The organism is Pseudomonas sp. NPDC089408, from assembly GCF_044749445.1.
Lineage (GTDB): Bacteria > Pseudomonadota > Gammaproteobacteria > Pseudomonadales > Pseudomonadaceae > Aquipseudomonas.
Genome location: NZ_JBIVHY010000013.1, coordinates 78,194 through 93,070 on the forward strand (window position 1 = coordinate 78,194; position 14,877 = coordinate 93,070).

Annotated in this window: 15 protein-coding genes and 1 riboswitch; of the genes, 8 read left to right on the top strand and 7 right to left on the bottom strand. The window is 64.8% G+C overall.

The features are described from left to right. The first annotated feature begins 99 nt into the window (after window positions 1-99). From ACIP02_RS19870 to ACIP02_RS19880, 3 genes are all read left to right on the top strand, one after another. Window positions 100-792, top strand: coding sequence for a response regulator transcription factor (locus tag ACIP02_RS19870; RefSeq protein ID WP_400619558.1), 693 nt, complete (start codon window positions 100-102; stop codon window positions 790-792). After that, window positions 792-2,138: a histidine kinase sensor domain-containing protein gene (locus ACIP02_RS19875; protein ID WP_400619561.1), complete on the top strand. Its 1,347-nt coding sequence runs from the start codon at window positions 792-794 to the stop codon at window positions 2,136-2,138. The genes ACIP02_RS19870 and ACIP02_RS19875 overlap by 1 nt, the downstream gene beginning before the upstream one ends. 82 nt (window positions 2,139-2,220) lie before the next feature. Then, window positions 2,221-3,111, top strand: a complete 891-nt coding sequence (locus tag ACIP02_RS19880) for an alpha/beta hydrolase (protein WP_400619563.1) — start codon at window positions 2,221-2,223, stop codon at window positions 3,109-3,111. An 18-nt stretch (window positions 3,112-3,129) separates the two neighbouring features. Here ACIP02_RS19880 and ACIP02_RS19885 read toward each other — a convergent pair whose 3' ends face one another. Then, entirely contained in the window at window positions 3,130-4,116 is a 987-nt protein-coding gene (locus tag ACIP02_RS19885; RefSeq protein ID WP_400619565.1) for a zeta toxin family protein, read from the bottom strand. Between the two features lie 142 nt (window positions 4,117-4,258). After that, window positions 4,259-4,400, top strand: a riboswitch (FMN riboswitch). A gap of 80 nt (window positions 4,401-4,480) precedes the next feature. On the opposite strand from ACIP02_RS19885, the gene ribB reads away from it, so the two are divergent. The 5 genes from ribB (at window position 4,481) to ACIP02_RS19910 (ending at window position 10,543) form a co-directional block, all read left to right on the top strand. After that, window positions 4,481-5,131: a 3,4-dihydroxy-2-butanone-4-phosphate synthase gene (gene ribB, locus ACIP02_RS19890; protein ID WP_400619568.1), complete on the top strand. Its 651-nt coding sequence runs from the start codon at window positions 4,481-4,483 to the stop codon at window positions 5,129-5,131. A 197-nt stretch (window positions 5,132-5,328) separates the two neighbouring features. Continuing rightward, complete coding sequence (locus ACIP02_RS19895) at window positions 5,329-5,571, top strand: exodeoxyribonuclease VII small subunit (RefSeq protein ID WP_003255380.1); 243 nt, start codon at window positions 5,329-5,331, stop codon at window positions 5,569-5,571. Beyond that, window positions 5,568-6,455, top strand: coding sequence for a (2E,6E)-farnesyl diphosphate synthase (gene ispA / locus ACIP02_RS19900; RefSeq protein WP_400619571.1), 888 nt, complete (start codon window positions 5,568-5,570; stop codon window positions 6,453-6,455). The genes ACIP02_RS19895 and ispA overlap by 4 nt, the downstream gene beginning before the upstream one ends. A gap of 179 nt (window positions 6,456-6,634) precedes the next feature. Then, window positions 6,635-8,530, top strand: coding sequence for a 1-deoxy-D-xylulose-5-phosphate synthase (dxs, locus tag ACIP02_RS19905; protein WP_400619573.1), 1,896 nt, complete (start codon window positions 6,635-6,637; stop codon window positions 8,528-8,530). Window positions 8,531-8,671: 141 nt separating this feature from the next. Further along, entirely contained in the window at window positions 8,672-10,543 is a 1,872-nt protein-coding gene (locus ACIP02_RS19910) for a TonB-dependent receptor domain-containing protein (RefSeq protein WP_400619576.1), read from the top strand. Here the strand turns inward: ACIP02_RS19910 and ACIP02_RS19915 are convergent. From ACIP02_RS19915 to thiL, 6 genes are all read right to left on the bottom strand, one after another. Continuing rightward, the gene (locus tag ACIP02_RS19915; protein WP_400619579.1) at window positions 10,521-11,333 is read right to left on the bottom strand and encodes a cobalamin-binding protein; all 813 of its coding nucleotides are present in this window, start codon (window positions 11,331-11,333) and stop codon (window positions 10,521-10,523) included. The genes ACIP02_RS19910 and ACIP02_RS19915 overlap by 23 nt on opposite strands. After that, complete coding sequence (locus ACIP02_RS19920; protein ID WP_400619582.1) at window positions 11,333-11,752, bottom strand: MFS transporter; 420 nt, start codon at window positions 11,750-11,752, stop codon at window positions 11,333-11,335. Before ACIP02_RS19920 ends, ACIP02_RS19915 begins: the two co-directional genes overlap by 1 nt. Beyond that, the gene (gene ribA / locus ACIP02_RS19925; RefSeq protein WP_012270291.1) at window positions 11,749-12,366 is read right to left on the bottom strand and encodes a GTP cyclohydrolase II; all 618 of its coding nucleotides are present in this window, start codon (window positions 12,364-12,366) and stop codon (window positions 11,749-11,751) included. The genes ACIP02_RS19920 and ribA overlap by 4 nt, the downstream gene beginning before the upstream one ends. A gap of 268 nt (window positions 12,367-12,634) precedes the next feature. Then, window positions 12,635-13,378, bottom strand: coding sequence for a substrate-binding periplasmic protein (locus ACIP02_RS19930; protein WP_400619586.1), 744 nt, complete (start codon window positions 13,376-13,378; stop codon window positions 12,635-12,637). 16 nt (window positions 13,379-13,394) lie between these two features. Next, window positions 13,395-13,898, bottom strand: a complete 504-nt coding sequence (locus tag ACIP02_RS19935; RefSeq protein WP_003255391.1) for a phosphatidylglycerophosphatase A — start codon at window positions 13,896-13,898, stop codon at window positions 13,395-13,397. After that, window positions 13,895-14,863: a thiamine-phosphate kinase gene (gene thiL / locus ACIP02_RS19940; RefSeq protein WP_400619589.1), complete on the bottom strand. Its 969-nt coding sequence runs from the start codon at window positions 14,861-14,863 to the stop codon at window positions 13,895-13,897. Before thiL ends, ACIP02_RS19935 begins: the two co-directional genes overlap by 4 nt. Window positions 14,864-14,877 lie beyond the last annotated feature (14 nt).

The window sequence follows — 14,877 nt, forward strand, 5'->3', positions numbered from 1 at the left end:
GCAGCATCATTAACCTTCTTAACACATTGCAGCGTTGCCCTCGGCCCACCAGCAATGGGATGATCCGTAACTGATAGAAGTTCTCATTCAAGGCTCGCCGTGCCCACTTCACTTCTCCTTGCCGAAGACGACCCACGCCTGCGCCAGGACCTGGAACGCCATTTTCTCAATCGAGGCTTTCAGGTGCATGCCTGTGCCAGCGGCACTCAGGCCTTGCACGCCATACAGCAATCGCGCTTCGAATTGGTATTGCTGGACATTATGCTGCCGGGCATCGACGGCCTCAGCCTGCTCGACGAACTGCGCCGCCAACAGGCGGTGCCGGTGATGTTGATGTCGGCGCTGGGCGCCGAGCAGGATCGCATCAGCGGTTTTACCCGTGGCGCCGACGATTACCTGCCCAAGCCGTTCAGCCTGGCCGAACTGGACGCCCGGGTTGATGCCTTGCTGCGGCGCGTGGCGTTCGATCGTCGCCCGGCTGCGCGTGCCGACGTTGGCGAGGTGATGCTGGACCATGACCGCCAGGATGTTATCCACAACGGCCAGGCGGCCGGCCTTACCGCATCCGAATTCCGCTTGCTGGCCACCCTGCGTGCTCACCCCGGGGAGGCCCTGAGCAAACCATTCCTCTACCAGACCGTGCTGCACCGCGCCTACACCCGCCTGGACCGCGGCCTGGATGTGCATGTGTGCAACTTGCGCCGCAAGCTGGCCGACATCGCTGCCCAGCACTTGCAGATCCAGGCGGTGCGCGGCCAGGGTTACATTCTGGTCGACACGGAACAGCCCTGATGCGCCGCCACCCTTTGCTATGGAAACTAGCCATTCTGCAGGTCGGTTTCTGCCTGCTGCTGACCTGGCTGATCTGGACCTGGGGCCTGTCGGTGGAGCGCAGCACCTACTTTCTGTCGCAGGCCGACCAGGACTACCTGGCACGTTACGCACAGCAGGCCGAACAAGCCTGGAAACAGGGCGGCGCTCAGGGCGCCGAGGCATGGCGCCAGCAGCTGGCGCGCGCTGAAGACACCTGGGTAGCGGTGATCGGCCCGCGCCTGCAAAGCCTTGGCACCACACCGCTGAGTGCCGAGGAGGCCAGCCACCTGACCTTCATGCGCAAACTCGACTGGCCGATGAGCCGACGCCTGCAGGACGAGCTGCCTTACGTCAGCATGGCGTTCCCGCAACACCCGGAAAACGGCCGCCTGGTCATGCAGTTGCCCGAACACCTGCTGCCCACCGGCCTGACGCCCTGGACCCATGTGATCACCCACGGCGTCGCCCCCACCCTGCTCGCCCTGCTGCTGGGCCTGGCGCTGTACCGCCATCTTGTCGTGCCGCTGAACCGCCTGCGCGACCGCGCCGACGCCTTGCGAGCCGATGACCTCGACAGCCCCGCCCTGCCCTTGCAGCAGCGCCGCGATGAACTGGGCGAACTGGCACAAGCCTTCGAGCACATGGCCGGGCGCCTGCGCCAGAGCCTGGAACAACAGCGCCTGCTGCTGCGCACGCTGTCCCACGAACTGCGCACACCCCTGGCACGGCTGCGCATCGCCCATGACAGCGACTTGCCGCCGCAGCAGTTGCGCGAGCGCCTGGACCGCGAAGTCGCCGATATGCAAAAGCTGCTGGAAGACACGCTGGACCTGGCCTGGATGGACACTGAACAGCCCTGCTTGCCGACCGAGCCGGTGATGCTGGTGTCCGTGTGGGAGGCCTTGTGCCAGGACATCTGCTTCGAAAGCGGCTGGGAGCGCACCCGCCTGCCCTGCTCGCTCGGCACCGAGTGCCTGGTGCAGGCCCACCTCGACAGCCTGGCCCAGGCCCTGGAAAACCTGATGCGCAATGCCATTCGCCACTCGCCGGCCGAAGGCCGGGTCAGCCTGGATGGCTGGCGTGAGGGCGACTGTTGGCACCTGCGCCTGAGCGACCAGGGCCCCGGCGTACCGCACGCCGACCTTGAGCGTATCTTCCAGCCTTACCAGCGCCTGGCCGATAGCGGCGCAGGCTTCGGCCTGGGCCTGGCCATCGCCCGCCGCGCCATCGAACTGCAAGGTGGCCGCCTGTGGGCCAGCAATGCTCACCCGGGCCTGTGCCTGCACATGACCCTGCCACTGGCCCAGGACTGTTTAGAAAGTTAATGCGCTTTACGCTCAATCAGGACTGATTATCATCTGGGCGTTCCCGCCAGGTATTCCTGGCCATGTCCTAATGAGACGCCTGATGAACAAGACAACCCTGGCCCTGACGCTGGCACTGGCGCTTTCAGCCCCTGTTGCACTGGCACAGCCCGACCATGAACAGAAGATGGACGCGTCGCTGCTGCTCCGTCAGGACCTGGCCTACCGCTTCAGCCAAGTGGACCTGGACTCGGCCGATGGCCGACGTCATTACCGCTTGTGGATCGGCAAACCGAACCGCCCGGCGCCAGCATCGGGCTACCCGGTGCTGTGGATGCTCGATGGCAATGCCGCGCTGGGCGCACTGAACAGCCAGCAACTGGGCACGCTTGCCGCCGGCCAGGCGCCGTTGCTGGTGGTCGTGGGTTACCAGACCGAACAGCGCATCGAACGCGCCGGGCGCACGTATGACTACACCCCGGCCTTACCAGGGCAGGCTGAGCAGCTGGACCCGCTGACCGGGCAACCCAGTGGCGGAGTGGATGCATTTCTCGACCTGCTGACCGGGCGCATGCGCACGCTGGTGGCGGGTGTGGCACCGATCGACTTGCAGCGGCAGACGTTATGGGGGCATTCCTATGGCGGGTTGGCCGTGCTGCATGCGCTATTCACCCGCCCCGGGGCATTCAGTGACTATGCTGCGGCCAGCCCGTCGCTGTGGTGGCATGACGGCGCGATCATGGGCGAGGCGCAGGGGCTTGGGCAGCGCCTGGGTGGCAGCCGGCCCCGGTTGTTGCTGATGCGAGGCAGCGAGGAGCCCGCTACCCCAGGGGTTGAGGTAACAGGCGACGCGGAGCGCCCGGCCCGCGAGTTCGCCGCTGACCTGGCCCGTATCAAAGGTGTGCGCGTGCGCTTCGAGCGGTTTGAAGGGCTGGGCCATGGGCAGATGCTACTGGCTTCACTGAACAAGGTGATCGAGCAGTTTGCCGATTAACGCGTGAGCCAGTCGCACTCAAGGGTAAGAGAATTTGAGCACGTACTGGCTCAACTCGCGCAGCGCATCGGTTGATACCTGAGGCACCAGCTCTGTGCAGCGGCCCAGGGTCTTGCAGCAAGCCTTGAGCATCTGTTGGCGCACCTGCTCGTCAGCCATGCCGGCATGGACTACCTGGGCATATTGCAGGTAAGTGCTGGGGAAGCTGGCTGCAAGGTTGCGCCAAATCTGCAGGTCCGCATCGTGGTGAGGGGCACGGAAGAAGGGCTGCCCGTTATGAGCGGGCTGTGGTGTCAGCTCGCCCAGGCTTTCACACGTGCTGTGGCACAGCACCTTGCTGTCCTGGCCCGTCTCGAAACCACGTTCATAAAGAATGACCTGGGATCCAGGGGCCTGGATGCAGGCGTTTTCGAATGCGTTCAGGATCAGTTTTGCATTCGCCTGGGAAGCTTCGATCTTCGACAACGGCAGGAACCGCTCCAGCTCACCCTTGGCAACACTTTTTACCCCACGATCAAGGGAAGCCCAGTGGCTGAACGTTTCTTTGCAGGCAATCATGTGAACCTCAAAGCGATAGCCCGCCTCGACAGCCGCCGGTGGGAAGGCGGCAAACTCCACACTATCCAGCGCAGTTTCCATAATGATGTTGTAGCGGTTGGCGAAGGCGTACTCGAACACCTTGCCGCTCAATGCCCAGACGAATGCCTCGGTATGCTCGTAGGCATGCAGCACCCCCTGCTGGCTCATTTGTGCGTAGTGCGGGTGCAGTTGGCGATATTCCGGCAGGTAGAGCCGAACGTAGTTCGCATAGCGCTCGCTGGGCAGCAGGGTGTGCTCCAGCAGGTACGTTTTGCCTGAGCCCTGGGCACCGGCAACGATGAGCATCTTCGGGCTTGGGTCACGATCGGCCCCGTCGGCTTCGCGCGCCTTGTCAAACAACGTTTCGCTGAGTGTGGTGAAAGCCTGGACAACATCTTCATCGGTAAAAGGGTAATGGGTGGCCATGTCTGCAATCCTTGAATATCTGCCCGAAGCGGGCTGCCCGACACTCTAGGAATGGGCCCCGTTCTGTGTGTGGTAGCGGGCTACCGCCGAAGGTCGTAGAACCGTTGGGTTGCCAGTGGGGTGGCACTGTGCGGTATGCTTGGGCGGTCTTCAGGGCGGGGTGAAAGTCCCCACCGGCGGTAAATCGAAAGATGAGCCCGCGAGCGCCCCGGCCATGCCGGGGGTCAGCAGATCTGGTGCGACTCCAGAGCCGACGGTCATAGTCCGGATGAAAGAAGGCGTCAGGCAGGGGCCATTCGGGCGCCCCTGCGCGCGCATTTTGTTCGCCCCGAGACGTTCATCGATCATTCACGAGGAGCGTTTCATGTCCACCCAGCACCACTCGCAATTTCCCAATGTTTGCGCCGCCATCGCCGCCTTCAAGGCCGGGCGCCCAGTACTTTTGCTCGACGATGACGACCGCGAGGACGAAGCGGACATCATTGCCGCCGCCGAAAACATTTCGCTGCAGACCATGGCCATGATGATTCGCGATTGCAGCGGCATCGTCTGCCTGTGCCTGGACGAAGCCACCGTCGACGCGCTGCAACTGGCGCCCATGGTGCAGAACAACCAGGCCCGCCATGGCACCGGCTTCACTGTCACCATCGAGGCGGCGGAAGGGATCACCACCGGGGTCTCTGCCCAGGACCGCATCACCACCATTGCTGCGGCACTGCGTTCCAGCGCCGAACAGCGTCATATTGTCAGCCCGGGGCATGTGTTCCCGCTGCGCGCGCGCAATGGCGGCGTGCTGACCCGCCGTGGCCACACCGAGGGGTCGGTGGACTTGGCGCGCCTGGCCGGCCTGCGCCCGGCGGCGGTACTGTGTGAACTGATGAACCCCGACGGGACCATGGCCCGTGGCGAACAGGTGGCGGTTTATGCGCGGCAGTACAACTTGCCGGTGCTGACTATCGAAGAGCTGGCGCAGTACCGGGAGGCGATGGTCGAGCGGGAAGCCGAGCCTGCCTGATAGACCCCATTGGGCCCATTCGCGGGCTCGCCCGCTCCCACAGGGACATCACAGCCTTCCAGACCTGTGGTGAACCTGTGGGAGCGGGCAAGCCCGCGAAAGGGCCCTTGAAACCAACCTCATTGCCCCTGAAGTTTGCTCCCCCCGCCCCGCTCTGCTAGTGTCGCGCCGTTCTGAATGCCACCGAGACAGTCGCCATGGCCCGCAAAAAAGCCTCCCTCGATTTCGAGCAATCCCTCGCAGACCTGCAAGCACTGGTCGAGCGCCTGGAGAACGGCGAGTTGTCGCTGGAAGAGTCGCTGGCCGCCTTCGAGCAAGGCATCGCCCTGACCCGTGATTGCCAGGGCGCGTTGGCCCAGGCCGAACAAAAGGTGCAAATCCTGCTGGAGCGCGATGGTGAGCTGGCTGCTCAGCCCTTCGACGCGGAGCCGGAAGCATGATCGGCACCTATCAGGCCAGTTGCCAGGCGCGGGTCGACGCCGCCCTCGAACCGCTGTTCATCGCCCCGACCAAAGAGCTCGAACGCCTTTACGCCGCCATGCGCTACAGCGTGATGAACGGCGGCAAGCGCGTGCGCCCGCTGCTGGCCTACGCGGCCTGCGAAGCCCTGGGTGCCCCGGCCGAACAGGCCAATGGTGCGGCCTGCGCTGTTGAGCTGATCCATGCCTATTCGCTGGTGCATGACGACCTGCCGGCCATGGACGACGACGACCTGCGCCGCGGCCAGCCCACCACCCACAAAGCTTTCGATGAAGCCTGCGCCATCCTCGCCGGCGACGGCTTGCAGAGCCTGGCCTTCAGCGCCCTGCTCGACCCGGGCTTGAGCCCGCAGGCCGACGGTATCCGCCTGGCCATGGTCCAGGCCCTGGCCAAAGCGGCCGGCCCGGCCGGCATGGTTGGCGGCCAGGCGATCGACCTGGGCTCGGTAGGCGTAAAGCTGGACCAGCAGGCGCTGGAATTCATGCACCGGCACAAGACTGGCGCATTGATCGAAGCCAGCGTGCGCCTCGGCGCCCTGGCCAGCGCCCGTGCCGAACAGCCGCAGCTGGACGCCCTGCAAACGTATGCACAGGCCATCGGCCTGGCATTTCAGGTGCAGGACGACATCCTTGATGTAGAAAGCGACACCGCCACCCTGGGCAAGCGCCAAGGTGCTGACATCGCTCGTGACAAACCGACCTACCCGGCATTGCTGGGCCTGGAAGCGGCCAAGGCCTATGCGAACGAACTGCGCGACCAGGCGCTGGTCGCACTGGAAGGGTTCGGCGAAAAGGCCGAGCCGCTGCGGGCCTTGGCGCGTTACATCGTCGAACGCCGTAACTAAACACTGATACCACGCCCAGTGTAGGAGCGGGTTTACCCGCGAATGCGGCGGTGAATGCACCACCGTATTCGCGGGTAAACCCGCTCCTACACTGGCTATCGCAAACAGTGGTTGAATGGGCACTTTTCCCACAATGGGGTAAACTGCCGCGTCTTCACACACCTATAACGACTCGCCTGATGCCCACGACGTTTCAAGAGATCCCCCGCGAACGCCCGGTCACGCCGTTGCTCGACCGCGCTGACACGCCTGCCGGCCTGCGCCGGCTGGCCGAAGCCGACCTGGAGACCCTGGCCGACGAGTTGCGCCAGGAACTGCTCTATACCGTTGGGCAGACCGGTGGGCATTTTGGTGCCGGCCTGGGCGTGATCGAGTTGACCATCGCCCTGCACTACGTATTCGACACCCCGGATGACCGGCTGGTGTGGGACGTGGGCCATCAGGCCTACCCGCACAAGATACTCACCGGGCGCCGCAACCGCATGCTCAGTCTGCGTCAGAAAGACGGCATCGCCGCCTTCCCGCGCCGCAGCGAAAGCGAGTACGACACCTTTGGCGTCGGCCACTCCAGCACCTCGATCAGCGCCGCGCTGGGCATGGCCATTGCCGCCCGCCTGCAAAACAGCGCGCGCAAGTCGATTGCAGTGATCGGTGACGGCGCGCTGACTGCCGGCATGGCGTTCGAGGCGTTGAACCACGCCCAGGAAGTCAACGCCGACATGCTGGTGATCCTTAACGACAACGACATGTCGATTTCGCGCAATGTCGGCGGCCTGTCCAATTACCTGGCCAAGATCCTTTCCAGCCGCACCTACGCGAGCATGCGCGAAGGCAGCAAGAAAGTGCTGTCGCGCCTGCCAGGCGCCTGGGAAATCGCCCGCCGCACCGAGGAGTATGCCAAGGGCATGCTGGTGCCAGGCACGCTGTTCGAGGAACTGGGCTGGAACTACATCGGCCCGATCGACGGCCACGACCTGCCGACCATGATCGCCACCCTGCGCAACATGCGTGACCTCAAGGGCCCGCAGTTCCTGCACGTGGTCACCAAGAAGGGCAAGGGCTTCGCCCCGGCCGAGATCGACCCGATCGGCTACCACGCCATCACCAAGCTGGAACCGGCCGACAAGCCGGCCGCGCCGAAGAAAGCCAGCGGCCCGAAATACTCCGCCGTGTTCGGCCAGTGGCTGTGCGACATGGCCGCCGCCGACAACCGCCTGGTGGGCATTACCCCGGCGATGAAGGAAGGCTCCGACCTGGTCGACTTCAGCGAGCGCTACCCGGAGCGCTACTTCGATGTGGCGATTGCCGAGCAGCACGCTGTTACCTTGGCAGCCGGTATGGCCTGCGAGGGCAGCAAGCCGGTGGTGGCCATCTATTCCACCTTCCTGCAGCGTGCCTACGACCAGCTGATCCACGACGTGGCGGTGCAGAACCTCGACGTGCTGTTCGCCATCGACCGCGCCGGCCTGGTCGGCGAAGACGGCCCGACCCACGCGGGCAGCTACGACCTGTCGTACCTGCGCTGCATCCCGGGCATGCTGGTAATGACCCCGAGCGACGAGAACGAGCTGCGCAAGATGCTCAGCACTGGCCACTCGTACAACGGCCCGGCGGCGGTGCGCTACCCGCGTGGTACCGGCCCGAATGCACCGATCAGCGGTGACCTTGAACCGCTGGAGATCGGCAAGGGCGTGGTCCGCCGCCAGGGCGAGAAAGTCGCCTTGCTGGTCTTCGGCGTGCAGTTGGCCGAGGCCCTGCAGGTTGCCGAGCAGATCAACGCCACGGTGGTCGACATGCGCTTCGTCAAGCCGCTGGATGAGGCCTTGGTGCTGGAGCTGGCTGGCAGCCATGAGTTGCTGGTGACCATCGAAGAGAACGCCATCATGGGTGGTGCCGGTGCTGCGGTGGGTGAGTTCCTGGCCAGCCAGGCAGTGCTCAAGCCACTGCTGCACCTGGGGCTGCCTGATATTTATGTCGAGCATGCCAAGCCGGCGCAGATGCTGGCCGAGTGCGGGCTGGATGCGGCCGGGATCGAGGCTTCGGTGAAAGCCCGCATGGCCAGGCTCGGCCTGTAAATTTTGGGGGCCGCTTTGCGGCCCATCGCGACACAAGGCCGCTCCTACAGAGACCGTGCCGCTCTCCCGGTCTGTGCAATACCTGTAGGAGCGGCCTTGTGTCGCGATCGAGGGCGCAGCCCTCGCAAAATGGTACTGCCCATGAAATCTCCAGCCTTTGCCACCCTGCTCTGCCTCCCGCTGCCGCTGCTGGCCGCCGAACGCGACGACGCGCTCAAGCTCCCCGACGTGCTGATCAGCGCCAGCCGCCAGGTCGAATCGCGCACCGCCACCAGCGCCGCCAACACGGTCTTCACCCGCGCCGACATCGACCGCCTGCAACCCGGCAGCGTTACCGACCTGCTCAGCCGCGTACCCGGCGTGCAAGTGGCGCCTACCGGTGGCCGTGGCAGCCTGCCGGGCATCTTCATCCGCGGCACCAAGGCCGCGCAGAGCCTGGTGCTGGTCGACGGCGTGCGTATCGCCAACGCCACCTCCGGCGACAGCGGCTTGCAGTTTCTCGACGTCGACCAGATCGAACGGGTGGAAGTGCTGCGCGGCTCGCGCTCGGCGGTGTATGGCAGCGATGCCATCGGCGGGGTAATCCAGATCTTCACCCGGCGCAGCAACGGCCCCGGCCTGCAGCCACGCCTGCGCATGGCGGCCGGCAGCAACCAGACCTTCCAGCGCAGCCTGGGGCTTTCGGGTGGCAATGGCGCGACCCGTTTCAACCTTGGCGCCAGCCTGGATGAAACGGCCGGTATCGATTCCACTGGGCCGTCCTTCGCCAGCGACGGCGACCATGACGCCTATCGCAACAAGTCATTCAACCTGAGCCTGAGCCACACCTTCGGCGAGCGCTACGAAGCCGGCCTGAACCTGCTCGACAGCCGCGGCCGCAGCGAATACGACAACCCGTTCGGTGGCTTCGACCCGGTTACCTTCGAGAGCTTCGGCCAGCAGCCCTACACCGACTTCAGTGTCAGCAGCGTGGGCAGCTACTTTGACGCCCAGTTGACCGATACCTGGCACTCACGCCTGGAACTGGCCCACAGCGAGAACCGCGACGACAAGCGCGACAAACTCAGCGCCGAGCGCTTCGTGTTCAACACCCACCGCGATCAGGTCACCTGGCAGAACGACCTTGCCCTGAGCGAACACAACACCGTGCTGATCGGCGGCGACTGGTATGAAGACCGTGTCCATGGCAGTACCGACTTCACCGAGGATAGCCGCTGGAACCGCGCCGTGTTCATGCAGCACCGCTACCAGGGCGAGCAGTTCTCTACCGAACTGGGCGTGCGCCATGACCGCAACCAGCAGTTTGGCGGCCAGACCACCTGGAGCGGCAGCCTGACCGTGCCGTTGAACGCGAATAACGATGTACTGCTGTCCTACAGCGAAGGTTTCCGCGCCCCCACCTTCAACGACCTGTATTACCCCCAGTTCAGCAACCCGAACCTGGACCCGGAGCACTCGAAAAGCTATGAGCTGCAATGGCGCAGCCAGCTGTCGGCCGACACCCGCCTGGAAACCTCGCTGTACCGCACCGACCTGCGCGACGCGATCATCTTTGGCCAGGACTCGATCCCCCGCAACGTCGCCTCGGCGCGCATCAATGGCCTGGAAGTGGCGCTGACGCAGCAATGGGGCGCCTGGCATAGCCAGTTGGGCCTGGCACTGATCGACCCACGCGACCGCGACACCGGCCACACCCTGGCCCGCCGTGCCCGGCGCACCCTGAGCCTGGACCTGGACCGTGATTTCGGGCGTTTCAGTGCGGGCGCCAGCTGGCAGGCCGTCAGCAACAGCTATGACGATGAGGCCAACCGCAACCGTATCGGTGGGTATGGCCTGTTCGGGTTGCGCGGTAGCTGGGCGGCTACCGATGAAGTGAAACTGGAAGCCAAGCTGGATAACCTGCTGGACCACCGCTACAGCCGCGCCCTGTACAGCTACGAGGGCGCTTACCAGCCTTACCGCGAAGAAGGCCGCACCCTGCTGTTCAGCGTCACCTGGACGCCGGCGCTTTAGCCGCCAGCAGCGCGCACAAGCGGGCGGTGGCTTCGATCATCTGCCCGCTGGGGCGCTCCAGGCCTTTGTCAGGCACCACCAGCAAGCGCCCATCGGCGACCGCTCGCAGCTGTGGCCAGGCCTTCCAACTGGCCAGTTGCGCCTGATCACCGGCCAGGATGACCTGCGGGTTACGCAGCAATACAGACTCCACATTCACCTGTGGCGCCGGCTGGCTGAGGTCGGCGAACACGTTGCGCGCACCGCACACAGCCAATGCATCGCTTACCACCTGGCGGCCACCGAGGGTGTACAACGGCCGATCCCAGACCTGATAGAACACCTGCAAGGGCTCGTCGCGCCGATACTGCTGGCGAAGCTGCTGCAACCGCTCACGCAGGGCGTGAGCGTACTGCCCGCCCTGCTTGGCACGCCCGACGCGCCCGGCAATGACTTCGATCTGCTCGATCAACTGGTCAATGTTGTGGGGTTCGGCGCTGAAAGTGGCTATTCCGAGACGCTTGAGCTGGTCGCGCTGGGCCGGCGGCACGCTGCCCGGCCACAGCAGCAACAGGTCGGGGCGCAGGCTGAGCAGGCGCTCCATGTCCAATTGCCCCTGGCGCCCGACCGAGGGCAGGTCGCGCAATGCCGTAGGGCGATCACCACCGTCGAGCACGCCCACCAGCAGGTCATCGGCCTGCAGTTCGAGCATGATTTCAGTCATCGAAGGGGCAAGGCTGACAACCCGCAAGGGTTCGCCGGCCAGCACGGTGCAGGCGAACAGCGCCAGCAGGCCCGGCAGCAGGCGCATCAGCCGAGCTGGCGCGGAATGCGATAGAGGTAAAGCACTACCACGGTGGACAACGCCAACAGGATCTGTGGCACCGCCTCGAGGCCGACCAGCACCGACAGCGCAGCGACCCAGGCCGGGAAGCAGGCATAGAGCATGGCCAGGCGCCGCACCCGCGCCAGCTCGATCCAGGCGGCGGGCTCTTCACCAGTGCCAAGCACTTTGGAGGTCGCAATGAGTGCACGCTTGTAGGCACCGAAGCGAGGCAGGCTGAGGAACATGGTGGCCGCGCCGGCAATGAACAACGGCATGGCCAGCACCGGGATCAGTGCATCACCCCCACCAAAGGCCCAGGCCATGACCGGCAGCGGTACCAGGCCTATCGCAAGGTACTGCCACCAGGCCAGTGCCAGGCGCCGCTTGACCTCGCTGCGGGTCACGCCTGGGGCGCCTCGCCCTGATGTTCGTTGCCCAGCATGTGGCCCAGCTTGCCGGCCTTGGTCGCCAGGTAATAGCGGTTGTGCGGGTTGTGCCCAGTGTGCAGCGGCACACGCTCGGCGACGACAATGTTCATGTCGGTCAGGGCCTTTACCTTGCGCGGGTTGTTGGTCATCAGGCGCAGCGACTTCACGCCCAAGTGCTCGAGCATCGGCAGGCACATGGCGTAGTCACGCTGGTCGGCAGCAAAGCCCAGGCGCTCGTTGGCTTCGACGGTATCGGCGCCGCCATCCTGCAGCTCGTAGGCGCGGATCTTGTTCAGCAGGCCGATGCCGCGGCCTTCCTGACGCAGGTACAGCAGCACGCCGCGGCCTTCGCGAGCAATGGCCTGTAGCGCGGCCTCCAGCTGCGAGCCGCAGTCACAGCGCTGGCTGAACAGGGCATCGCCGGTCAGGCACTCGGAGTGCAGGCGCCCCAATACCGGCTGGCCATCCGCGATATCACCCAGGCTGAGCACCACGTGCTCACGGCCAGTGGCTTCGTCGAGAAAGCCATGCATGGTGAAGGTCGCGAAGGGAGTCGGGAGTTTAGAGGCGGCAACAAAGACGACGGGCACGTTGTGCTCCTGGCATAAGTAGGAAATTTCTCGTGAGCCGATTGTATCAGCAGGTTGGGCAATGTGGGCCGGCTGAATACCGTGGGGTAAGATCGAAAAGTTCGATGCTTAGTTGAGACCGACACCCAGTCAACTCCGGTTCGCACAATCCCTGTGGGAGCGGGTTTACCCGCGAACACGGGCGAAGCCCGTGCCAGGCACCGCGTTGTCTTCTTCGCGGGTGAACCCGCTCCCACAGGGAACCAAGCCGGGTCAGATGATCGCTGCCTCAGTGCGGTTTGCTGTCCGCGCTGAACGGATACGGCTGCCGCCAGTGCTCGAAAATCGGCTTCAGCTCACCACTGCGCACCAGCTCGGCCATGCGCTTGTCGAACAGGTCGCGCAGGGCCCTGGCCTGGTCGTTACGAGCAAAAGCCAGGTACAGCGGCAGTTCGGCGACATGGGTACGGCGGAAGCGCTCGGGCTGCGATGACTGGCCCAGGACATAATCGACTTCGGTCTGGGCATCGATATAGAAGTCCACACGGTCATGCTCGAGCATTGGCAGAATGCCTTCGCGGCGCTGGATTTCACGAAATTCATGCACATCGGGCAGGTAGCTGCCGTAATCGTAGCCACGCACCCAGGCCAGGCGGTACTTGCCAACATTCTGCGGCGTAGGCGCAGGCTTGCTGGCCAGCCCCAGGGCGTAGATATGGTCCATGTCGAAGTGCCAGCGCGGGTACAGGTTGCCGTTGTTCTCGTCCTTGTACGAGCCCACCCAGGCATCCGCCTCGCCACGCTTCACCAGCCCGATCGCGCGGCTGTAGGGCGCGCTTTGGGTAACCACCTTGACCCCGGCCGGCTCGAACACCTTGCGCAACACGTCCCAGGCTACCCCGGTACCGTCGGCGTTGGTGTAGTCGAGCCATTCCTCGCTGACCAGGTGGACCTGCTTCGGCACGCCTTCGGCAGCCGCCACCCATGGCGCAATACTCAGCAGCATTGCCAGCAGCCCAGTCCTTATGGCCATTCACGCGCTCCCTGTTTCAGGCAACCGCCCACACCAGAACCTGCATGCCCAGCCAGGCGAACACGCCGGCCAGGATATCGTCGAGCATGATGCCGACGCCCCCGTGCACATGGCGGTCGATCCAGCGGATCGGCCACGGTTTGAGGATGTCGAAGAAGCGGAACATCAGGAACCCTGCCAGCAACCATTGCCAGCCTTCCGGCACCAGCCAGAGGGTGATCCACATGCCGACAATCTCGTCCCAGACAATGCCTTCATGGTCGTGCACGCGCAAGTCATTGGCGACTTTGCCGCACAGCCAGAAGCCGAACAGCATGCTTACGCCGAGCAGCAGCCAGTAGCCCCAGTCGGGCAGCATCTGCCACAGCGGAATGAACGGTATGGCCACCAGCGAGCCCCAGGTACCCGGCGCCTTGGGCAAGGTACCAGAGCCGAAGCCGAACGCGATGAAGTGCCACGGGTTGCGCCAGACCGAAGGCGGAACAAACTCCGCAGGCACCTGGTTGGGGTGATCGGTCACGGTGTCTCCCTAAAGTGTTGATAGCCCCGCTGCACGGGGGTTATGTCCTGGCCTTGTGCGTCGCGCAGCGTCACGCCCTGCCCTTCGAGCACACGGCCAATGATATGTACCTCGATGAAACCGAGGTCAGCCAAGGGCGCCACTGCTTCGGGCGGCAACGTGAAGGCCAGCAGGTAATCGTCGCCACCGGTGAGTGCTGCCTGCAGCGCCGCTTCGCGGCCGAGGAACGCCTCTAGAGCTGGAGACACTGGTACCTGCGCCAGGTTCACCTCCAGCGCCACGCCGGACGCCTTGGCGATATGCCCGCAGTCCGCGAGCAGGCCATCGGAGATGTCCAGCGCCGCCGTGGCTTTGCCCCGCAGCCACGCGCCGAGGGTGAGCTGTGGCATTGGCGACCAGTAATGGGCCAGCAATGGCTCGGCCAGCTCGGCAGGCGCCTCACGCTCCCCCAGCACCAGCGGCAAGGCACCGGCGGCCTTGCCCAGCGAACCGCCAACACACAGCAGGTCGCCCGGCCGTGCGCCGCTGCGGCGCAACGCCTGGCCTGCCGGCACGCGGCCGAACACGGTCACGGTGATGCTCAGTGGACCACGGGTAGTATCCCCGCCAATCAGGCTCATGCGGCAACGGTGGGCCATGCGGCTGAGGCCGTCGGCGTAGGCTGCCAGCCAGTCCGGGCCAACGTCAGGCAGGGTCAGGGCGAGGGTAAAGCCGATGGCAGTCGCGCCCATGGCGGCCAGGTCACTGGCCGCCACGGCCAACGAACGCTGGCCCAGCAGCAGCGGGTCGCAAACAGCAGGAAAGTGCACCCCGGCGACCAGCGTGTCGGTCGACACGGCCAGTTGCTCACCGGGTGGGAGATCCAGCAGGGCACAGTCGTCGCCGATGCCCAGGGCCACGCCCTCGCCGCCCTGCGCACAGGGCGCGGCGGCGAAGTAATGGTTGATCAGCTCGAACTCACCCATGGCCAGGCAGCGCC